General features: G+C 62.0%; 19 protein-coding genes. 14 read left to right on the top strand and 5 right to left on the bottom strand.

Going from position 1 to position 20,298, the window contains the following annotated elements; genetic code table 11:
• The first annotated feature begins 155 nt into the window (after positions 1 to 155).
• On the top strand, positions 156 to 2,057 hold the full coding sequence (locus FSO04_RS10955; protein WP_154559696.1) for a DUF3857 domain-containing transglutaminase family protein: 1,902 nt from the start codon (positions 156 to 158) through the stop codon (positions 2,055 to 2,057).
• A 12-nt stretch (positions 2,058 to 2,069) separates the two neighbouring features.
• Here the strand turns inward: FSO04_RS10955 and FSO04_RS10950 are convergent, their stop codons facing one another.
• Both FSO04_RS10950 and FSO04_RS10945 read right to left on the bottom strand, forming a co-directional pair.
• Positions 2,070 to 3,098, bottom strand: a complete 1,029-nt coding sequence (locus FSO04_RS10950) for a serine/threonine protein kinase (RefSeq protein WP_154559695.1) — start codon at positions 3,096 to 3,098, stop codon at positions 2,070 to 2,072.
• 100 nt (positions 3,099 to 3,198) lie between these two features.
• Positions 3,199 to 3,411: a hypothetical protein gene (locus FSO04_RS10945; RefSeq protein ID WP_035554043.1), complete on the bottom strand. Its 213-nt coding sequence runs from the start codon at positions 3,409 to 3,411 to the stop codon at positions 3,199 to 3,201.
• 415 nt (positions 3,412 to 3,826) lie between these two features.
• Here FSO04_RS10945 and FSO04_RS10940 point away from each other — a divergent pair, with 415 nt between their 5' ends.
• Both FSO04_RS10940 and FSO04_RS10935 read left to right on the top strand, forming a co-directional pair.
• Positions 3,827 to 5,116: an MFS transporter gene (locus FSO04_RS10940; RefSeq protein ID WP_372342465.1), complete on the top strand. Its 1,290-nt coding sequence runs from the start codon at positions 3,827 to 3,829 to the stop codon at positions 5,114 to 5,116.
• A 350-nt stretch (positions 5,117 to 5,466) separates the two neighbouring features.
• Positions 5,467 to 5,652, top strand: a complete 186-nt coding sequence (locus FSO04_RS10935) for a hypothetical protein (protein ID WP_097390922.1) — start codon at positions 5,467 to 5,469, stop codon at positions 5,650 to 5,652.
• A 179-nt stretch (positions 5,653 to 5,831) separates the two neighbouring features.
• Here FSO04_RS10935 and mgrA read toward each other — a convergent pair whose 3' ends face one another.
• Positions 5,832 to 6,875: an L-glyceraldehyde 3-phosphate reductase gene (gene mgrA / locus FSO04_RS10930; RefSeq protein WP_154559694.1), complete on the bottom strand. Its 1,044-nt coding sequence runs from the start codon at positions 6,873 to 6,875 to the stop codon at positions 5,832 to 5,834.
• Positions 6,876 to 7,094: 219 nt separating this feature from the next.
• Between mgrA and FSO04_RS10925 the strand changes: the two genes are divergently transcribed.
• Positions 7,095 to 7,301 carry a DUF3185 family protein gene (locus tag FSO04_RS10925; protein WP_154559693.1) on the top strand — a complete coding sequence of 69 codons (207 nt, stop codon included), beginning with the start codon at positions 7,095 to 7,097 and terminating at the stop codon, positions 7,299 to 7,301.
• Between the two features lie 61 nt (positions 7,302 to 7,362).
• Here FSO04_RS10925 and FSO04_RS10920 read toward each other — a convergent pair whose 3' ends face one another.
• Positions 7,363 to 8,124, bottom strand: coding sequence for a phytanoyl-CoA dioxygenase family protein (locus FSO04_RS10920; protein WP_154559692.1), 762 nt, complete (start codon positions 8,122 to 8,124; stop codon positions 7,363 to 7,365).
• Between the two features lie 462 nt (positions 8,125 to 8,586).
• Here FSO04_RS10920 and FSO04_RS10915 point away from each other — a divergent pair, with 462 nt between their 5' ends.
• Entirely contained in the window at positions 8,587 to 8,955 is a 369-nt protein-coding gene (locus FSO04_RS10915) for a hypothetical protein (protein WP_154559691.1), read from the top strand.
• Between the two features lie 201 nt (positions 8,956 to 9,156).
• On the opposite strand, the gene metK is transcribed toward FSO04_RS10915, so the two are convergent.
• A complete protein-coding gene (gene metK, locus FSO04_RS10910) occupies positions 9,157 to 10,347 on the bottom strand; it encodes a methionine adenosyltransferase (protein ID WP_168435638.1) in 1,191 nt (396 codons plus the stop codon).
• A 278-nt stretch (positions 10,348 to 10,625) separates the two neighbouring features.
• On the opposite strand from metK, the gene FSO04_RS10905 reads away from it, so the two are divergent.
• The 9 genes from FSO04_RS10905 (at position 10,626) to hslU (ending at position 20,269) form a co-directional block, all read left to right on the top strand.
• Entirely contained in the window at positions 10,626 to 11,510 is an 885-nt protein-coding gene (locus FSO04_RS10905) for a lipid A biosynthesis lauroyl acyltransferase (RefSeq protein WP_154559690.1), read from the top strand.
• Positions 11,511 to 11,592: 82 nt separating this feature from the next.
• Complete coding sequence (gene dapF / locus FSO04_RS10900; protein WP_154559689.1) at positions 11,593 to 12,468, top strand: diaminopimelate epimerase; 876 nt, start codon at positions 11,593 to 11,595, stop codon at positions 12,466 to 12,468.
• A gap of 188 nt (positions 12,469 to 12,656) precedes the next feature.
• Entirely contained in the window at positions 12,657 to 13,376 is a 720-nt protein-coding gene (locus FSO04_RS10895; RefSeq protein WP_154559688.1) for a DUF484 family protein, read from the top strand.
• Between the two features lie 34 nt (positions 13,377 to 13,410).
• Positions 13,411 to 14,334, top strand: a complete 924-nt coding sequence (gene xerC / locus FSO04_RS10890) for a tyrosine recombinase XerC (RefSeq protein WP_168435637.1) — start codon at positions 13,411 to 13,413, stop codon at positions 14,332 to 14,334.
• Between the two features lie 110 nt (positions 14,335 to 14,444).
• Positions 14,445 to 15,647, top strand: a complete 1,203-nt coding sequence (locus FSO04_RS10885; protein ID WP_154559687.1) for a class I SAM-dependent rRNA methyltransferase — start codon at positions 14,445 to 14,447, stop codon at positions 15,645 to 15,647.
• A 230-nt stretch (positions 15,648 to 15,877) separates the two neighbouring features.
• Entirely contained in the window at positions 15,878 to 16,981 is a 1,104-nt protein-coding gene (locus FSO04_RS10880) for a CobW family GTP-binding protein (protein ID WP_153134252.1), read from the top strand.
• A gap of 659 nt (positions 16,982 to 17,640) precedes the next feature.
• Positions 17,641 to 18,060: an RNA polymerase-binding protein DksA gene (gene dksA, locus FSO04_RS10875; protein WP_054037155.1), complete on the top strand. Its 420-nt coding sequence runs from the start codon at positions 17,641 to 17,643 to the stop codon at positions 18,058 to 18,060.
• A 316-nt stretch (positions 18,061 to 18,376) separates the two neighbouring features.
• Positions 18,377 to 18,913, top strand: a complete 537-nt coding sequence (gene hslV / locus FSO04_RS10870) for an ATP-dependent protease subunit HslV (RefSeq protein ID WP_028197737.1) — start codon at positions 18,377 to 18,379, stop codon at positions 18,911 to 18,913.
• 9 nt (positions 18,914 to 18,922) lie between these two features.
• The gene (gene hslU / locus FSO04_RS10865; RefSeq protein ID WP_154559686.1) at positions 18,923 to 20,269 is read left to right on the top strand and encodes an ATP-dependent protease ATPase subunit HslU; all 1,347 of its coding nucleotides are present in this window, start codon (positions 18,923 to 18,925) and stop codon (positions 20,267 to 20,269) included.
• The last annotated feature ends 29 nt before the right edge of the window (positions 20,270 to 20,298 follow it).

Here is a 20,298-nt window from a genome sequence, read left to right as displayed (position 1 = left end):
AAGCTGGCGGTGCCTTTCAATTGAGAATGGCTATCATTACACAATTAAGGCATTTGCTCAATCGCAATGCTCGGTATCCGCTTGACATCCAGGCGGCGCAAACCGACTCTAGCTGGCGATCCTGTCAACGTTGCCGTTCCGGATACCTGCCCGCCATGCGCCTCACCTCTTTGGTCTGTCTTGCCGCTCTCGGCTGGCTTGCCGGTGTTCATGGCGCGAGCGCGAGCATCGCGGCCAAACTGGACGATCCCTATACCAACGAAGGTGAAACGCAGACCTTCACCGTCAACGCCGACGGCTCCTTCTCGAAGCTCGATTCGATGACGCTGCGCGTGAACAACGAAGCAGGCGTCGCGCGAGTGGCGCAGCAATACGTCTGGTTCAACCGCAATATGGCGGACGTGCAGATCATCGAGGCCTACACGACCACCGCCGACGGCGTGCGTCACGACGTGCAGCCCGAGCAGATCCGCGACGTGCAGGAAGCCCGCTCGTTCGACGCACCGATGTTTCAGGACATCCAGGAAAAGGTGATCGTGTTCCCCGCCGTCGAACCCGGCGCGCGCGTGCACCTCACCTATCGCAAGACGCAAAAGCAGCCGATCGAGCCGGGCGAATTCAGCGACTTCACGCCGCCCGATCTCGCGCCGACCCACAACTTTCACCTCATCTACGACCTGCCCGCCGGCAAGCCGCTTTATGCCGATGCACGCGGCTTCACCGCGCTTCAACCGGTTACGCGCGACGGCCGCACACGCTACGAATACCGTTACGACAAGGCGCATTTCAGCCGGCTGGAGCGCGGCTCGATCGCGTACGTGTCGTACGGCGACCGGCTAATGGTCTCGACCTTTCCGGACTACGCCGCTTTCGCCGCGAGTTACAGGGCGTCCGCCGCCGACCCGAGCGCGCGCGACTCAGCCGTCACGCGCCTTGCGCAAAACCTCACCACACGCGACCACACCCCGCACGACAAGGCCAAAACGCTGTACGACTGGGTGCGCCGGAACGTCCGCTATGTAGCGATCTATGTTGGGCGCGACTCGGTGGTGCCGCACAGTGCAAGCGCGATCCTCGCGAACCGTTATGGCGACTGCAAGGATCACGTGGCGCTGTACGGCGCGATGCTCGACGCCGTCGGCGTTCGCAACGAGCCGGCCCTGATCAGCAGCGGCTCGATCTATACGTTGCCCAGCGTGCCGGGCTACGGCGTCATCAATCACGTAATCACCTGGCTGCCGGATTTGCAGCAATACGCGGACTCGACCGCATCGAATGTCGAATTCGGCTTTTTGCCGTCGTCCGATATGAACCGGCCTACCGTCCTCGTCAATCAGGGGGTGGTCGCGCAAACGCCGGCCTCCGAGCTGATAACGCGCAGCACCGACCTGTCGATCAAGGTCGAACCGGATGGCTCGGCGAGTTTCACCTATCGGCTGGAAGCATCGGGCGCCACAGCCGAACAGGCGCGCGCGATGTTGCGCACGCAGACGCCCGCGCAACGTGAGGACTCGATCCAGGCGGAACTGCGCAGCGCCAACCTGCGCGGCACCGCGACGCTGACCACCAGCGACCTCAGCGTTGGCGACGGCCCGCTGACGATCACGATGAAAGGCACGCTCGAAAGTCTGGTGGTGCCGGGCGCCGCGGCATCGATTCCGGCGCTGACCAGTCTGGCCGGCGGCTTCGAGGCGGGCACCCGCTACTGGCTCGGCGAACGGCAGCGCACGCAGCCATTCATCTGCCACAACCTGGCGCTGCACGAACGCGCGCGCATTACATTGCCTGCGAATTTTCACGTGCTCGAGATGCCGGAAGCGAAGCGAACCCAGGACCGCTTCGTCGATTTCCAGTCGCAGTACACGTTCGATCCGCTCAGCAACGTGGTGACGATGACGCGCGACGGCGCCACCCATTTCGATAGCGAAGTTTGCACGCCCGACGACTTCGCGCAGATGCGTCCCGCGATCGAAGCGATCGGGCGCGACGTACGCGCCGAAGTAATCGTCAAATCGACGCTGGTGGAATCGTCGAGCGTGGCGTCGCAGGCGCCGTAGAACAGCTACCGCTCAAACCGGCCAGAGCGGCCCTTCCTCCATCGCGCCGAGCTGCTCGCGCAGTTCGAGGATGCGGTCTTCCCAATAGCGCTGCGTGTTGAACCACGGAAACGCCGCCGGAAACGCCGGGTCGTCCCAACGGCGCGCGAGCCACGCCTGGTAGTGAATCAGCCGCAACGTACGCAACGCTTCGACGAGATACAGTTCGCGCGGCTCGAAATCGCAGAAGTCTTCGTAACCGGCGAGCAGATCAGCCAGCGCACGCGAAGCCTCGACGCGATCGCCGGGCAACAGCAGCCATAAATCCTGCACTGCCGGACCCATGCGGCTATCGTCGAAGTCGACGAAATGCGGACCCGCGTCGGTCCACAACACATTGCTCGGATGACAATCGCCGTGCATTCGCAGCATGCGAATATCGCCGGCACGCTCGAAGGCGCGCTCGACGCCTTCAAGCGCGAGATTCACCACGGTCTGCCAGGCGGTGCGTACATCGTCAGGCACAAAGTCGTGCGACAGCAGGAAGTCGCGCGGCTCGTAGCCGAACGTGTTGATGTCGAGCGTCGGGCGTTCGGTGTAGTTCTGCGTCTGTCCAACCGCATGGATGCGGCCGATGAAACGCCCCAGCCATTCGAGCGTATCGCGCCGGTCCAGATCGGGCGCACGGCCGCCGCGGCGTTCGAAGATCGAGAAACGGAAACCGTCGAAGGTATGCAGCGTGCGGCCTTCGAAAACACGCGCGGGCACCGCCGGAATCTCACGCGCGGCGAGATCGGCGACAAAGGCGTGTTCTTCGAGAATGGCGGCGTCGGTCCAACGCTCGGGACGATAGAACTTGGCGACCACGGGCGGCCCGTCTTCCACGCCGACCTGGTACACGCGGTTCTCGTAGCTGTTGAGCGGCAGCATGCGGCCGTCGGTGTACACACCGACGCTGCTGAGCACGCTGTCGAGCGCGTCGAGCACGATTTCCGGCTTGAGCCGGGCGAAAGGTACGGCGCTATCGGCGCCGTCCTGTGGGTCGAAATTGTCGTCGTTCATGTCCGCATTGTGCGCCGCGCCGCCGTCAAAGACGAGGACGTCGGCTCACCTTGCGGCTTACAGCCACCTGCAACCACCATGAATCGGACTCAAACCAGCTTCAATGCACCTGTGCGCTAGACGGGCGAACCTGCTCGCCCGTATCGATCAGATCTTCAAGGAAAAAGGGTTCAGTATTGAGATGCTCCGATGTGCCGGGTTCGCCGGCATACCAGGCCACCATAGCCATGTCGCCGAGAATGCGCATGACAATCCCGCGTGCGCCCTGCGGCACCGCGATATGCACCGATCGGACAATGGAACCGATTTGCATGATGTTTCCCCGTTTCTCCCATAGCCGGCTTTATGGTTTCCGCGCCGGTCAAGGTGATGATAAAAGCGCCGCTTCGCCGATAACGTTGCGTACGCACCCAATCTGCTGCGCGTAAGACGCGTGAGAGGTTCGAGTCATTGTTCCCGTTTTGCGGGGCCATGGAAAGCGCGAACTCGGGGCTCTTCACCCGTCGTTTCGCCCTATTCCCATTACAGCGCGCCGGGCCGATGATCTGGGCGTAAAGCGTCGTAACGAGACCATCATAAACCCAGCCGGGGCGATATATCAAAATCATGCCGTCAGCGCGAAAGGAGCGTATTCAGGTCCGCTGACCTCGCGGCACGCGCACCCGTTCAGTCTCTCCAGCGTATCCTTGGCCTCTTTGAGTACTTTCCGCTCCTCAAGGAGATTTTTCGTGACCGCATCGCCGGATTCCCACCGGACTGCTGCTTCGGCTGTTCCTGTTTCGTCTGCTTCTTTTACCTCCGCTGCTGTGCCTGCCGTCCCTGACATTCCCTATCTCGAACGCGGCACGCATGCCTATTGGCGCGCCAGCATCGCACTACTGTTCGCGGGTTACGCCACCTTCTCACTGCTGTATTGCGTACAGCCATTGCTGCCTGCATTATCTACGGCGTTCAACGTAACGCCGGCACAAAGCAGCTTGTCGCTGTCACTGACGACAGCCGCGCTCGCGCTCGCCATATTTATCGCCGGTTTCGTCTCGGAAGGCTGGAGCCGTCACAAGCTGATGACGGCATCGCTCACGCTGTCGGCGCTGCTGACGATCGGCGTGTCGATCGCGCCGCACTGGCATCAACTGCTCGTGTTGCGCACGCTCGAGGGCCTCGCGCTCGGTGGCGTGCCCGCCGTCGCGATGGCGTACCTCGCGGAAGAAGTACACCCGGATGGACTCGGTCTGGCGATGGGGCTGTATGTCGGTGGCACAGCGATCGGCGGGATGGCTGGGCGTGTGATCACCGGCGTGGTCGCGGATCTGTTTTCGTGGCGCGTGGCAATCGGTACGATCGGCGTACTCGGCATTTTGTCGATGCTCGCGTTTCGCGCTTTGCTGCCGCCGTCGCACCATTTCGTACCGCGTCGCGGGCTCGGCTTTTCCCATCACCGCACCGCCCTGCTCAAACAATTCACGCGACCCGGCTTGCCGTTGCTGTTTCTGCTCGGCTTCGTGCTGATGGGCAGCTTCGTCACGCTCTACAACTACATCGGTTACCGGCTGCTCGCGCCGCCGTATCTGCTGAGTCAGACGGAGATCGGTGCGATTTTCGTCGTCTATCTGACGGGCGTGGTTGCCTCGCCGTGGTCGGGCCGCATGGCCGACACCTTCGGCCGGGCGCGCGTGCTGACCGCCAGCTTGCTGCTGATGGCATGTGGACTCGTGCTCACGATGCTGCATCCGCTGGCAGCCATTGCGACCGGCATTGCTTTCGTGACGTTCGGCTTTTTCGCCGGACACTCGGTGGCGAGCGGCTGGGTCGGACGCCTCGCCAAGGAAGCCAAAGGCCAGGCGGCCGCGCTGTATCTGCTCGCGTATTACATCGGTTCGAGCGTGGTCGGTTCTTATGGCGGGCGCGTATGGGCAAGTGATGGCTGGAACGGTGTCGCCGGACTGGTCGGCGTGCTGCTTGTCGTAGGCCTCGTTGCGGCCACGCGCCTGCGTCAACGCGAACGGATCACGGTATGAGGGAACGCTGCTAATCGGCTTTGGGGAAACATGGCCTGGACGCAGCGTGAAACGTGGCCTGCATGGGGTGTACCCCAGTCAGGCGAGAACTATCCGCAGCGCATCGAACAGGCCTGGAAAGTAAGGCCTGTGTAAGCAAACACTTCACTTTTTACGGGGTTTTTGCTGCAACGCGCCAATCGCGGCGGCCCTTGCGGTACTGGGTTCAGCAGTCTGCGAAGACGCGCTGCAGCGCCGCAAGACGTTGTTATGTTGATCTAACCGTCGCCTATACTCGAATCGACCGTTGGCAGTGCATGACTCCAGAAATCGAGCCGCTGCCCGCGTTGGAACTACATAAGGAGACGGGTATGACGACCTACTTCACGATTGGCGATTTAATCCTGGTCATTCCGATGGCGCTGGCCGGTGCCCTGTTTGTCGGCGCGCTCCCCTGCAAGACGGAATTTCGGCACAACGCGTTACGCGTGCTTGGCGCGCTAATCGGCGTGGTGTTCGCGGTCGTGCTGGTCGAAGGCTTGCCTGCGCTAGTGTAACGGGGTCCGGCGAAGGCGGTCTGTGCGCTTCGCCGATGGTTCGGTCGACTGAACGCAGTCGCTTCGGCCATTGCGCGGGAAGCGTGTGCGCTTGAACTGCGTTGAAAAAAAGCCGCCTCACGGGCGGCTTTCTTCGTTTCTAAGGCGTGTCTCTAACTACGACCTGAAACGCCACGGGATCAGATCGCCTGATCCGTCGACGGTTTTTCCCACAGGTTAATGCCGCCTTCGGTCGCGTAGCGATCGATCTCCGCCAGCTCCTCCTTCGAGAACGCGAGGTTCTTCAGCGCGCCAACGTTCTCACGCACCTGTTCCGCGCGGCTTGCACCGATCAGCACCGACGTGACGCGCGGATCGCGCAGCGCCCAGGCGAGCGCCATCTGCGCGAGGCTTTGTCCGCGACGCTGCGCGATGTCGCTGAGCTTGCGCACGTGCTCGATGTTTTGCGGGCTCAAATGCTCCTGCTTCAACGAACCGCCGCCCGGCTTGTTGACGCGCGCGTCTTCCGGCACGCCGTTCAGATATTTGCCGGTGAGCAAGCCCTGCGCGAGCGGCGTGAACGCGATGGCGCCCGCGCCGACTTTCTCGAGCGTGTCCAGCAATTCCTGTTCGATCCAGCGGTTGAGCATGTTGTACGCCGGCTGATGAATCAGGAGCGGCACCTTGTACTCAGCGAGCAGCTTCGCCATTTCGAGCGTCTTGGTGGCCGAGTATGACGAAATCCCGATGTATAGTGCCTTGCCCTGCTGCACCGCGGTCGCCAATGCACCGGCGGTTTCTTCGAGCGGCGTATCGGCATCGAAACGATGCGAATAGAAGATATCGACGTAATCGAGGCCCATGCGCTGCAGGCTCTGATCGAGACTCGCGAGTACGTATTTACGCGAGCCACCGCCTTGCCCGTACGGACCCGGCCACATGTCCCAACCTGCCTTCGACGAAATCAGCAGTTCGTCGCGATACGGCTTGAAGTCATCCTTGAAAAGCCGACCGAAATTGGTTTCGGCGCTGCCGTACGGAGGGCCGTAGTTGTTGGCGAGGTCGAAGTGCGTGATGCCCAGATCGAAGGCCGTGCGCAGAATGTCGCGCTGCGTGGAGATCGGCGTGGTATCGCCGAAGTTGTGCCACAGGCCCAGCGACAGCGCCGGCAGTTTGAGACCTGACTTGCCGCAGACGCGGTATTGCATGTCCGAATAGCGTTCTGAAGCTGCTTCGTAAGCCATTGCTAGTGTCCTTGATGTTGAAGTCGCCCGGCGATCACGGGCGTGAGGAAATCACATGCTGCGGGAGGCGTGCAGGTTTTATATTCAGGTATGGGTGAGGCCAGACCGCTATGGTAGCCAATCGCCGTGATGCGTGCAGGCGCCCACTATGCGGGATGGACGGCGGCTTGCGGCTCCCCTACACTTTGGCCGATCAAAGCTTAGCGGAGGGATGGATTCATGACGAAAGCGATTTCAATCGCGCTGATTGTCGGCGGTATCGTGTTGTTGTATTTCGGCGGGCAGGCGTTCAACTCGGTCAGCAGCGAAGTGTCCCGCGTGTTCACCGGATCTCCGACCAACAAGGCGATCATGCTGATTGTGGGCGGCGTTATCGCGACGATTGCCGGCCTGACCGGGGTGGCTATTTCCGGACGCAAGCGGTAGAGCGTTCATTGCCTGCGCGGCGCGGGACCAACGGACATCCGCGCCGCGCAAGGCAAAAAACCTAAAAGGCAATTTCGGGCTTGGCCGCCGAGCGGGATCCCGGCAGGGGCACATTGCTCGCTCCGTGATAGGTGAACACCAAAGAAAATTTCACCTGATCGCTGAGATTCTTGCCAGCCGAATGCAGCGTGTTGCAATGAAAGAACACCACGTCGCCGGCCTTCAGTTCGGGCGAAACCGCGGTGCGAATCAAGGCCTGATTCTCTTCCAGATCGGAGCGAAAAAACTTCGCCTCGTCGAAGCGGTCGGACGTGAAGACCGCGCTGTGCGATTTCGGCACCAACCACAACGCGCCGTTATCCACCGTCTCCGACCCGACCGCAAGCCACACCGACACCAGGTCGTCACGCTCGAACGACCAATACCTCACGTCACGATGCCAGCCGGTCAAGCTGCCATAGGCAGGGTGCTTGGTCATCATGCAATTGTGATGCGCCCGCGATAGGCGCGGCTCCTCACCGAAGTACAACTCCATCCAGCCGCGAATTTCCGGCGCGGTCGCCCATTGCGCAAAATGCGGATGGCGCCCGTACGCATCCAGCAGGCGGCGAACCGTATGTCCGCCCGGCGCGTGTTTGGATTCCGGTGCGCCCGGATACCGCAGATCCGCTTCGAACTCGATCGGCGCCGCCGCTTCCTGCAACTGGCGCTCCGCAATCTGCTTCAGTTCAGCGCAACGCTCGGGCGAAACCAGTCCCGGCACGACGACAAATCCCTGCTCCCGCAACGTTTGAATCTGCTCTTTCTTCGAGTGAAGTGACATGGTGTTCCGTTACTTTCGACTGACTGATGCTCGATTGTAAAACGGGCGCGATCGGACCGTGCGCTGTTTCACCTGTCGGGAAGCCATGACCTTACGCACTACTTTCACGCGAATGGGCGGTTTGCATGGCACGCTGTCAGGGCACGCACGCACGAAAATCGATCGCAAAGGGCGCGACCCCGCAAACACGCACGTCGCGTTCACCCCGTAAAAACCCGTATTCGCAGGGTAAAAACCGACTTTCTGACGTCATGAATCGCGTGTAGCCTGCACACATGTTGATCGTTCCTCCCGCACTTTTACGGCACGCACAGGCCGCCAGGGCCGACTCCGCCGTCCTCCGTGTCCTTTCCAGTCGAATTCCGGGCTTTCGCGCCGTCCATCGCGACACCGCCGTTGGCACATTTGGTGCTCCTTCTGGCGCACACTCCGTCGCGCGACACGTTGCCTACTTGTGAAGCCATGCATACTCTTCTGAGCACCCGTCTTACCCGCGCCGCATTGAAAGCGGCGCGTCCGGCGCGCCGCCATGTCGTGCGTGCACTGCGTCACCATGCCACCCGCACTCGCGCCTTAGGCGAACAATGGCGCGAAGCCAAAGCGGTCGACGGCATTCGCACGTGGTTCCACACCTTCTTCTCCGCACTGCGCCTGCAAGGCAGTTCGCGCCGCTTTTCGCTGCGCACGCTGCTGCGCAAACCGACGCCGCTGCGTCTCACCGCCACGCGCAATGCGCCGGTCGCTGCTCCCCAGAGCACGAGCCGCCGCCCGCGCCGGATGTCGACGAGTGGTAGCACCGGCTGGTTTGCGTTCGCGTTTGCTAGCCGCTAAATCAGCAGGTGAATGAGCCGTTGAGCGAGGCGCCAATTCAGCCTCGAACGGCCCCACGTCAGCATTCCGGCTGCAGCGAGCACATCCCGTTGCGGCGTTGACGCCGTCATCGCCCCACCGTACAGCGGATTCGAAGGCAATAAAAAAACCCCGCCCGGCTTTGCGCCGGCGGGGTTTTTTGCTGAAGCGGACTGCGTGCGCTTATTCGGCGAGCGCGACAACCGGTTCGGTGCCTGCTGCTTCGGCGAGCACCAGAGCCTTATCCGTGGCTTCCCACGTGAATTCCGGCTCTTCGCGGCCGAAGTGACCGTAGGCCGCGCTCTTCTCGTAGATCGGGCGCAGCAGGTCGAGCATCTGGATGATGCCCTTCGGACGCAGGTCGAAATGCTCCAGCACCAGACGCGTGATCGTTGCATCCGACACGCGGCCCGTGCCGAACGTGTTGACCATGACCGACGTCGGCTGGGCAACGCCGATCGCGTACGACACCTGAATCAGGCAGCGCGACGCCAAACCAGCCGCCACGATGTTCTTCGCGACATAACGGCCGGCATAAGCCGCCGAACGGTCGACCTTCGACGGATCCTTGCCCGAGAACGCACCGCCGCCGTGCGGAGCCGCGCCGCCGTACGTATCGACGATGATCTTGCGGCCCGTCAGACCGCAATCGCCTTGCGGGCCGCCAATCACGAACCGGCCGGTCGGGTTCACCAGGAACTTGATGTCGCCCTTGATCAGGTCAGCCGGCAGCGTCGGCTTGATGACTTCTTCGATCACGGCTTCGCGCAGCGTGGCCAGATCGATGTCCGGCGAGTGTTGCGTGGACAGCACGACCGTGTCGATCGCATGCGGCTTGCCGTCGACATAACGCACGGTAACCTGCGACTTCGCATCCGGACGCAGCCAGGGCAGACGGCCGTCGCGGCGCAAATTCGCCTGACGCTCCACCAGACGGTGCGACAGGTGGATCGGCAGCGGCATCAGTTCCGGCGTTTCTTCACACGCATAACCGAACATCAGGCCCTGGTCGCCGGCGCCTTGATCGAGGTTGTTGTCGTGCGCGCGGTCCACGCCCTGGGCGATGTCCGGCGATTGCTTGTCGTAAGCCACCAGCACCGCGCAGCCGCGGTAGTCGATACCGTAATCGGTGTTGTCGTAGCCGATGCGCTTGATCGTGTTGCGCGCGACCTGGATGTAATCGACGTTCGCGGTGGTGGTGATTTCACCGGCCAGCACGACGAGACCCGTGTTGCACAGCGTTTCGGCTGCGACACGCGAGTACTTGTCCTGGGTCAGGATGGCGTCGAGGATTGCGTCCGAGATCTGGTCCGCGACTTTGTCGGGATGGCCTTCGGAGACGGATTCGGAAGTGAAGAGATAGTCGTTTGCCACGTTGCAGACTCCTGTTGTGTGGTTACGGTTGAGTTTCACGTAGCCAGCTTCGGGAGCCTTGAAGCGGCGACGCTTTAGCGGATTACCTTACCGGCAGGGGGCCTATCCCATGGATCGCACCCGCCAGCTTCGCCCCGCAAGTTGTCTATTAACTCGGCGAAGCCATTATTATAGCGACTTCCTTCGATTGTCACAGAGTGATCACCCGTGGTGTATTTCGACCCGTCTTCAGGTTTCTTGAGCAAAGCGTCGCTCGACGCCCTACACGGAGGGGAGGCATGCTAAGTCGTGTTGGTGCCTACCTGGCCATTGGACTGCTGAAATTTTTGGCATTGTTGCCGTACGGTTTCGTTGCGCGACTGGGCGACGGGCTGGGCTGGCTGCTCTATCAGATCCCCAGCAACCGTAAGCGCATCGTCCACATCAATCTGAGCTTGTGTTTCCCGGAGTGGAGCGCCGAGCATCGCGAAGAGATCGCGCAGAAACACTTCCGCCACGCGATCCGCAGCTATGTCGAACGCAGCGTTCAGTGGTTCGGGTCCGCAAAGAAGCTGGAGAAGCTCGTGCAGGTGGATAGCGAGATCGATCTGCTGGATCCCGACATGCCGCCCACCCTGTTGCTCGGCGCGCATTTCGTCGGCATTGAGGCGGGCTCCGTGTTCATCAATCACGCGCTGCGCCGGCAGTGTGGCGCGCTCTACCAGCCGATGTCCAACAAGGTGCTCGACGACGTGGCGATCGCCGCGCGCGGCCGCTTCGGCGCAGACATGGCAAGCCGCGCCGACAGTGCGCGCATCGTTCTGCGCTGGTTGCGCGACCGCAAGCCGGTCATGCTCGGCGCCGATATGGACTACGGCGCACGCAATTCGACGTTCGTGCCATTCTTTGGCGTACCGACCTGCACGCTGACGGCCGTCGGGCGGCTCGCCGGGGTCGGCCATGCGCAAGTGGTGCCGTTCATCGGCGAGGTGCTGCCGAACTACAAGGGCTACCGGCTGAAGGTCTTCAAGCCGTGGGACAACTACCCCACCGGCGACGACGAAGCCGACGCGCGCCGCATGAACGCCTTCCTCGAAGAGCAGATTCCGCTGATCCCCGAGCAGTACTACTGGGTGCACAAGCGCTTCAAGACCCGGCCGCCGGGCGAGCCGAGCGTCTACTGAGCGGCCTTCGAAAAAAGCGCCCGAACGCTTAAATAAAACGGCGTTCGGCCGCACCTGCGGGCGCGTCACTTACAATAGCGCGATGAAACTGAAATTCACCAAAATGCACGGCGCGGGTAACGACTTCGTCGTGCTAGACGGCTACACCCAACCGGTCAATCTGACGCCGGTGCAGGTGCGCGCGCTCGCGGACCGGCATTTCGGCGTCGGCGCCGACCAGTTGCTGCTGGTCGAGAAGCCCACCGTGGACGGCGTCGATTTCAGATATCGCATCTTCAATTGCGACGGCGGCGAGGTCGAGCATTGCGGCAATGGCGCGCGCTGCTTTGTCAAGTTCGTGCGCGACAACGGCCTGACCGACAAGCGCAGCGTGCGCGTGCAAGTGCAGAACGGCACCATCCTGCTGACCATGCAGGAAAACGGCGAGGTGCTGGTGGACATGGGTGCCCCCGTGTTCGAACCGGAGCGCGTACCGTTCGCCACCAAAGGCCTCGAAGGCCGCCGCGAAGGTGCGGACACGCTCTGGCCGCTCGACGTGAACGGCGTGACGCGCTGGATTTCGGTGGTGTCGATGGGCAATCCACACGCGGTGCAAGTGGTCGACGATGTTGAAGATTTTCCGGTCCTCGTCGAGGGTCCGGTGATCGAACGGCATGCACGTTTCCCGCAGCGAGTGAACGCGGGTTTCATGCAGATCGTCGGCCGTAGCGAAATCAAGCTGCGGGTCTACGAACGCGGCGCCGGCGAAACGCTGGCGTGCGGCACGGGCGCGTGCGCGGCAGTCGCTGCCGGCATTCGCCGCGGACTGCTGGATGCGCCAGTGCAGGTGCACACGCACGGCGGCAAGCTGACCATCACGTGGGACAGCACGCAAGACGGCGCGCAAGACGGCGCGCCGCTGCTGATGGCCGGCCCCGCGGCAACCGTCTTCGAAGGCGAGATCGAACTGGCCGACTGACCCGCGCCAGCGCACTACCCGATTCAGCGGCCGAGCGATCGGCCCAGGAAGTACCAGACACGTGGCCTCGAACAGGCCTATGAAGAAGCCGATGAAAGGCCGGACGAAACAACGCTTTCACCGGCCGACCGAACTCATGACCGATGCGCCGCCCGAAGGCGTCGTCCCGTAGTCCTTTAGCCGAAACCATGAACGATCGCGAAGTCGCCGAATATCTGCTCGCCAACCCCGAATTCTTCGCCGAACACGCGGAAATGCTCGCGACCATCCGGCTTGCGAACCCGCACGGCAAAGCCGCGGTGTCGCTGCAGGAGCGGCAGATGGAAATGCTGCGCGACAAGAACAAGCATCTCGAACGGCGTCTGGCCGAACTGCTGCGCTACGGTCACGAAAACGACAGCATCGCCTCGAAATTCAATCGCTGGACCATCCGCGTGATGGCCGAGCGCGATCCGTACGCCTTGCCGCGCACGATCTCCAACGGCTTGCGCGATATTTTCGACGTGCCGCAAGCCGCACTGCGCGTGTGGGATGTCTCCGAGCCGTATGCACAGGCTGAGTTCGCGCGCCATGTCGGCGAGGAAGTGCGAATCTTCGCGAATAGCCTCACCACGCCGTACTGTGGCGCGAACACCGGCTTCGAAGCGGCGCAGTGGCTGGTGCCGGCGGTGTCGGCGGTGAGCGACGACGGGTCCGCAGGTGGTACAGGCGAGTCCGCGCACGCCACTGAGTCGATTGCGCTGCTCGCACTGCGCGACCCCGAAGGCAAGGAAGAAGCGCCTACCTTCGGCCTGCTGGTCATGGGTTCGGCCGACGCCCGCCGCTTCCATGACGGCATGGCGACCGATTTCCTGACGCAGATCGGCGCGTTGGCAAGCGCGGCGCTGAGCCGTCTGCTGCCGCGCTAAAGCCGCTGATCCGCCGATCCCGCCAAAGGCCATCGTGACCGAAGCCGACCCGATCGCCGCCTATCTGTCGAATCTCGAACATGAGCGGCGACTGTCGGCGCACACGCTGCGCGGCTACACCCACGAACTCGAAGAGCTCAAGCTGCTGGCCAAAGGCCGGCCGCTCGAAAGCCTCACCGCTGTCGATATTCGCGGCGCGGTTTCGCGGGCGCACGCCGGCGGCCTGACGGCGCGCTCGATCAGCCATCGGCTGTCGTCCTGGAGGGCGTTCTACCGTTGGTTCGCGGGTCGTGTCGATCTGCCGGCTAACCCGGTCGCCACCGTGCGGGCGCCGAAGCAGGCCAAAGCACTGCCGAAAGCGCTTTCCGTCGACGACGCCACGCGCCTGATGGAAAGCCCGCCCGCTGCGACGCCCGAAGGTTTGCGCGACCACGCGATGCTCGAACTGTTCTACTCGTCAGGCCTGCGTTTGTCCGAACTGGTCGGCCTCGACGCCCGCTTTGCTGACGCCGACGGCTACCGCTCCGCGGGCTGGCTCAAGCTCGATTCCGCCGAAGTCGAAGTGCTGGGCAAAGGCAACCGGCGCCGCATCGTGCCGGTCGGCCGCAAAGCGATCGACGCCTTGAACGCGTGGCTCGCGGTGCGCGATCAGATGGTGAAACACGATCCGCATCCGCTGTTTCTCTCGGCGCGCGGTAATCGGCTGTCGCCGAATGTCGTGCGTGATCGCGTGAAGCGCGCGGCGCTGGTCGCCGGCATTCCCGCCAATGTGCACCCGCACGTGCTGCGGCATTCGTTCGCCACGCACGTGCTGCAATCGAGCGGCGATCTGCGGGCTGTGCAGGAACTGCTCGGGCACGCCAGCATCACCGCCACGCAGGTCTACACCGCGCTCGATTTCCAGCATCTCGCGCACGTCTACGATCAGGCGCATCCGCGCGCCAAAAAACGCGACTGATTCCGCTCTTTGCTTGTTGTTTTGCTTTTTGCGGCTTGCGGTCTCCGCCTTCGCTTCACCTGCCGTGTGCCTCTTTGTCCACGCGGCTTACTGCTCCTGCTGACACCCTGATGAATACCGTTACGCTCAAACCGTCGAAAGAAAAATCGCTGCTGCGCCGCCATCCGTGGGTCTACGCCAACGTGATCGATCGCGTCGACGGCAATCCCGCGCCCGGCGCGACCGTGCTGGTGCGCGCGCACGACGGCCGCTTCCTCGCCCGCGCGGCCTACAGCCCGCATTCGCAGATTCGCGCACGCGTGTGGAGCTTCGACGAAATGGAGCCGATCGATCACGCGTTCTTCAAGCGCCGCGTGCAGCGCGCGCTCGCGCATCGTCAAACGATGGTGCACAACACCGGCGCGGTGCGGCTGATTTTCGGCGAAGCGGACGGCCTGCCTGGCCTGATCGTCGATCACTACGTCGCTGAGGACGCAGGCCAGCGCAGCCAGCTGGTGTGCCAGTTCATGGCGGCGGGCGTCGAAGCATGGAAGGAAGCGATCGTCGCGGCGCTGACCGACGCGACCGGCTGCCCGAACGTCTACGAGCGCTCGGACGTGTCGATTCGCCAGAAAGAAGGGCTCGAGCAGATCACCGGCGTACTGGCCGGAGAAGCCCCGTCGGAAGCGCTGATCGCGAGCGAAAACGGCGTGCGTTATCACGTCGACGTGCGCAACGGCCACAAAACCGGCTTCTACGTCGACCAGCGCGACAACCGCCTGCTGGTGCAGGAGCTGGCGAAGGATCGCGACGTGCTGAACTGCTTCTGCTACACCGGCGGCTTTTCGCTGGCGGCCTTGAAAGGCGGGGCAAAGCGCGTGGTGTCGATCGATTCGTCCGGCGACGCGCTCGCGATCGCACAGCAGAACGTGGCCGCCAACGGTTTCGACGCCGAACGCGCCACCTGGCTCGACGCCGACGCGTTCAAAACCCTGCGCCGCCTGTACGACGAAGGCGAACGCTTCGACCTGGTCGTGCTCGATCCGCCGAAATTCGCGCCGTCGCGTGAACACGTGGACCGCGCCTCGCGCGCCTATAAGGACATCAACCTGACCGGCCTGAAGCTGCTGCGCCCGGGCGGCCTGCTGTTCACCTACTCTTGCTCCGGCGCGATCGACTCCGAATTGTTCCAGAAGATCGTGTCAGGCGCGGCGGCCGATGCGCGTGTCGATGCGCGGATTCTCAAGCGCCTCGGCGCCGGGGTCGACCATCCGCTGCTCACCGCCTTCCCCGAAGGCGAATACCTGAAAGGCCTGCTGTTGCAAATTGCCTGATCGCCCATAGCTTCAGGGTTATTTCCCACGTGCCGCGAAGGGGTTCGCCCCCGCTGCCAGCGCCGGCTTGACAGATATGTTTCAATATCCGGCTAGATCGGGTCGCGCGCCGTCAGGCTGCCGCGCCCGGCAAACCGGATTCGCAGACGCATTCGCCGCAGCTTGCGCGGCTGTTGCACATTCGCGCTGTAAATTCGATTACGCACAGACTCACGTACAAGGCGACCAATATGATCCCAGTCACCATCCTGACCGGCTTTCTCGGCAGCGGCAAAACCACCCTGCTCAAGCGCATCCTGAACGAAAAGCACGGCATGAAGATCGCCGTGATCGAAAACGAGTTCGGCGAAGAGAACATCGATAACGAAATTCTCGTGCAAGACACGAGCGAGCAGATCATCCAGATGAGCAACGGCTGCATCTGCTGCACGATCCGTGGCGACCTGTCGCGCGTACTCGGCGATCTGGCGGCGAAGAAGCAGTCCGGCGAACTGGATTTCGACCGTGTCGTGATCGAAACCACCGGTCTCGCCAATCCGGGCCCGGTCGCGCAGACGTTCTTCATGGACGACCAGATCGCCAACGAATTCCTGCTCGACGCGATCATCACGCTGGTCGACGCGAAGCACGCGAACCATCAACTGGACGAGCACGAAGTGGTGCAACGCCAGGTCGGCTTCGCCGATCGCCTGTTCATCACCAAGTCGGATCTGGTCGACGAAAAGCACCTGGACGATCTGCGCCATCGCCTGCTGCACATGAACCCGCGTGCGGCGATCAAGGTCGTCAACTTCGGCGAAGCGGACATCAAGGAAATCTTCGATCTGCGCGGCTTCAACCTCAATTCGAAGCTCGAAATCGACCCGGACTTCCTCGCTGAAGACGAACATGCTCACAGCCACGCTCACGCGCATGACGAGCACGGCCACACCCATGCCGATCACGACGATCACGATCACGAAAACTGCGATCATGATCACGGCAAGTGCGACCACGAAGGCCACGATCACGCGCATCACCATCACGCGCACCATGACGACAAGATCAAATCGTTCGTCTACCGCAGCGACCGTCCGTTCGATCCGAACAAACTCGAGGACTTCCTCGGCGGCATCCTGCAGATCTACGGCGAGCGCCTGCTGCGCTACAAGGGTGTGCTGTATATGAAGGGCGTCGACCGCAAGGTGGTGTTCCAGGGTGTGCACCAGATGATGGGCAGCGATCTGGCCGCGAAATGGCAGCCGATCGAGAAGAAGACCAACAAGATGGTGTTCATCGGCATCGAACTGCCGCAAGACCTGATCACCGATGGCCTGGACGCCTGTCTGGCGTAAGCGTCACGTGTGCCGCGCCTTACTGGGTCAGGCAAATGGCACGGCACGCGGCATGCTGGAGCGCGCTAATCATGAGCGTGTGTCCGGCGGGCATCGCGGTAATCGTCTGCAGAATACCGAGAGGAGCGCCCCGAAAGCCTGCTGAAATGTCGGCTGTGTGAAAAGCACGTGAAAACCCTGCTGTATTAAAGCGTGCACGACCATCGCTTTTTGACCGTGCGCGCGTTATATTTTCGGGATATCAGTGCGCCGCCGGGGTATTTTCACCAGTTGCGGTGCTGGATTGTGATTCAGTTACAATACGTGCCCACTGGAGAATGACAACGAATTGCCCGGTCAGCGCGTATTCCGCGCCGGGCCTGAAACGGCGCCGGAAAATCTTATCCGGAACTCACGCCGACAATGCCGGCTGGCACAGCAGACAATGCTCGCTGCCGGCAAGCAATGCCTCAGGAGCATTTGAGAAACGGTTTCCAGAGGAGTTCGGCCCCGCATTGGCGTAGCGACGCCCGGCGCGTGGGCGCAAGGCGCTTCGGCGTCACCGACAGCCCATCGTCCGTGCCCGCCCAGCGCTCAGCGTCCTCGTGGCGCCTTTGCGGGCAATACGAAAGTGCGGGCACTATGTAAGAGTTTTGCCTCACATTGAAGAAGCAAGCCAGATGACGACGAAACGACTCTTGACTGAAGCCGAAATCCTGAAGATGAGCGACAAGGATTACATGAATGAGGATCAGCTCGCTTTCTTCAAGAACAAGCTCGAACAGCTGCAGGCGGACATTCTCCGCAATGCCGGCCAGACGACCGAGAACCTGCGCGAAACAGTAATCGTGCCGGACCCGGCCGACCGTGCAACGATCGAAGAAGAGCATGCGCTGGAACTGCGCACGCGCGACCGCGAGCGCAAGCTGCTGAAGAAGGTGCAGCAATCGATCGCGCGCATCGATTCGGGTGACTACGGCTGGTGCGAAGAAACCGGTGAGCCGATTGGTGTTCCGCGTCTGCTCGCACGGCCCACGGCAACCCTGTCGCTCGAAGCGCAGGAACGCCGCGAACTGCGCCAGAAGCTGTTCGGCGACTGAACGCCAACGGCGCGGCTTCGGCTCCGCGCCCTTTTAAGCTGCTTCGTCGAGAGGCGCACGGTGATCTGTGCGCCTTTTTTCTTTTGTGTGCTCCTCCGCACAATCCCCCGCTCTGAACCCCGTGTTTTTGTCTTATGCCGTTTGCCGGCTCTTGATATGACCGCGCACGCCCTAAAATAAGTCGAACATGCGTTGCACGAGCGCGCGCCGGCCGGTTGATCGTTTCAGCGTTGCGCGCCGTCCGCTTCCAGGATTCATGCGGTGGTGCATTACCTTGTGCTGCCGTGTCCTACCCGTTTTGCAAAGAGGAACGCATATGGAGCAATTTCACGGCACAACGATCGTTTCCGTGCGCCGCGGCGACAAGGTCGCGCTCGGCGGCGACGGCCAGGTGACGCTGGGCAACATCGTCATGAAGGGCGGTGCAAAGAAAGTCCGGCGCATCTATAACGGCAAGGTGATGGTCGGCTTCGCCGGCGGCACGGCCGACGCCTTCTCGCTGCTCGACCGCTTCGAAGCGAAGCTGGAAAAACATCAGGGCAATCTGACTCGCGCCGCCGTCGAACTCGCCAAAGACTGGCGCACCGACCGCATGCTGCGCCGCCTCGAAGCCATGCTGATCGCGGCGGACGCCACCACCACCCTCGTCATTACCGGTAACGGCGACGTGCTCGATCCGGAAGGCGGCATCTGCGCGATCGGTTCGGGTGGCGCTTACGCGCAAGCCGCGGCCAAGGCGCTCGTTGACAACACCGAGCTGTCGCCCCGCGAGATCGTGGAGAAGTCGCTGGAGATTGCCGGCGACATGTGCATCTATACGAACCATAACCGCGTCATCGAGACGATCGAGTAAGGACCCACGATGAGCACTATGACCCCTGCCGAGATCGTCTCGGAACTCGACAAACACATCATCGGCCAAGGCCGCGCGAAGAAAGCGGTTGCCGTGGCGTTGCGCAACCGCTGGCGCCGTCAGCAGGTTGAAGACCCGCTGCGTCAGGAAATCACGCCGAAGAACATTTTGATGATCGGACCGACTGGCGTCGGTAAAACCGAAATCGCGCGACGTCTGGCGAAACTGGCCGACGCACCGTTCATCAAGATCGAAGCCACCAAATTCACCGAAGTCGGTTACGTGGGCCGCGACGTCGACAGCATCGTGCGCGATCTGATGGAGATCTCAATCAAGCAGACGCGCGAAACGGAAATGCGCAAAGTGCGGACCAAGGCTGAAGATCAGGCCGAAGACCGCATTCTGGACATTCTGTTGCCGAGCGCCCGCCCGGTCGGTTTCGGTGCGAGTTCGAGCGCGGCGGATACCGCCGACGAAGGCAGCACCACGCGCCAGACCTTCCGCAAGCGCCTGCGCGAAGGTCTGCTCGACGATAAGGAAATCGAACTCGACGTCGAACAACCGCAAGTCGGCATGGACATCATGGGGCCGCCGGGCATGGAAGACATGACCGAGCAGATCCGTTCGATGTTCGCGAACATCGGCGGCGGCAAGAAAACGCGCCGCAAGCTGAAGGTGAAGGAAGCGCTGAAGGTCCTCACCGACGAAGAAGCCGGCAAGATGCTCAACGACGAAGAGGTGAAAGCCAAAGCGGTGCAGAACGTCGAGCAGAACGGTATCGTGTTCCTCGACGAAATCGACAAGATCGCATCGCGCAATGAAGCAGGCGGTGGCGAAGTGTCGCGTCAGGGCGTGCAGCGCGATCTGCTGCCGCTCGTCGAAGGCACCACGATCAACACCAAGTACGGCATGGTGAAGACCGACCACATTCTGTTCATCGCGAGTGGCGCGTTTCATCTGGCCAAGCCGAGCGATCTGATTCCGGAACTGCAAGGCCGCTTCCCGATTCGGGTCGAACTGGATTCGCTGTCGGTGGGCGATTTCGAATCGATCCTGGTGTCGACCGACGCGAGCCTCGTGAAGCAATACCAGGCATTGCTGGCCACCGAAGACGTGCACCTCGAATTCGCCGACGACGGCATTCGCCGTATGGCCGAAATCGCGTACTCGGTCAACGAGAAGACCGAAAACATCGGCGCGCGCCGTCTGTATACGGTGATCGAAAAACTGCTCGAAGATGTCTCGTTCGCAGCCGGCAATCATTCGGGCAAGACGGTGCAGATCGACGCGGCGTATGTCGATCGCGCGCTGAACGAAGTGGCGGAAGATGAGGATCTGTCGCGCTACGTGCTGTGATGCTGATGTAGACGTCGATGCCGATACTA

The organism is Paraburkholderia madseniana, from assembly GCF_009690905.1.
Classification (GTDB): Bacteria; Pseudomonadota; Gammaproteobacteria; order Burkholderiales; family Burkholderiaceae; genus Paraburkholderia; species Paraburkholderia madseniana.
Note: the sequence above shows the minus strand (reverse complement) of the source record. Positions and strands in the feature narration are given on the sequence as shown.

Coding starts and splice junctions, on each gene's coding strand:
- FSO04_RS10955 (WP_154559696.1), top strand. CDS start 156: ATGCGCCTCACCTCTTTGGTCTGTCTTGCCGCTCTCGGCTGGCTTGCC.
- FSO04_RS10950 (WP_154559695.1), bottom strand. CDS start 3,098: ATGAACGACGACAATTTCGACCCACAGGACGGCGCCGATAGCGCCGTA.
- FSO04_RS10945 (WP_035554043.1), bottom strand. CDS start 3,411: ATGCAAATCGGTTCCATTGTCCGATCGGTGCATATCGCGGTGCCGCAG.
- FSO04_RS10935 (WP_097390922.1), top strand. CDS start 5,467: ATGACGACCTACTTCACGATTGGCGATTTAATCCTGGTCATTCCGATG.
- mgrA (WP_154559694.1), bottom strand. CDS start 6,875: ATGGCTTACGAAGCAGCTTCAGAACGCTATTCGGACATGCAATACCGC.
- FSO04_RS10925 (WP_154559693.1), top strand. CDS start 7,095: ATGACGAAAGCGATTTCAATCGCGCTGATTGTCGGCGGTATCGTGTTG.
- FSO04_RS10920 (WP_154559692.1), bottom strand. CDS start 8,124: ATGTCACTTCACTCGAAGAAAGAGCAGATTCAAACGTTGCGGGAGCAG.
- FSO04_RS10915 (WP_154559691.1), top strand. CDS start 8,587: ATGCATACTCTTCTGAGCACCCGTCTTACCCGCGCCGCATTGAAAGCG.
- FSO04_RS10905 (WP_154559690.1), top strand. CDS start 10,626: ATGCTAAGTCGTGTTGGTGCCTACCTGGCCATTGGACTGCTGAAATTT.
- dapF (WP_154559689.1), top strand. CDS start 11,593: ATGAAACTGAAATTCACCAAAATGCACGGCGCGGGTAACGACTTCGTC.
- FSO04_RS10895 (WP_154559688.1), top strand. CDS start 12,657: ATGAACGATCGCGAAGTCGCCGAATATCTGCTCGCCAACCCCGAATTC.
- FSO04_RS10885 (WP_154559687.1), top strand. CDS start 14,445: ATGAATACCGTTACGCTCAAACCGTCGAAAGAAAAATCGCTGCTGCGC.
- FSO04_RS10880 (WP_153134252.1), top strand. CDS start 15,878: ATGATCCCAGTCACCATCCTGACCGGCTTTCTCGGCAGCGGCAAAACC.
- dksA (WP_054037155.1), top strand. CDS start 17,641: ATGACGACGAAACGACTCTTGACTGAAGCCGAAATCCTGAAGATGAGC.
- hslV (WP_028197737.1), top strand. CDS start 18,377: ATGGAGCAATTTCACGGCACAACGATCGTTTCCGTGCGCCGCGGCGAC.
- hslU (WP_154559686.1), top strand. CDS start 18,923: ATGAGCACTATGACCCCTGCCGAGATCGTCTCGGAACTCGACAAACAC.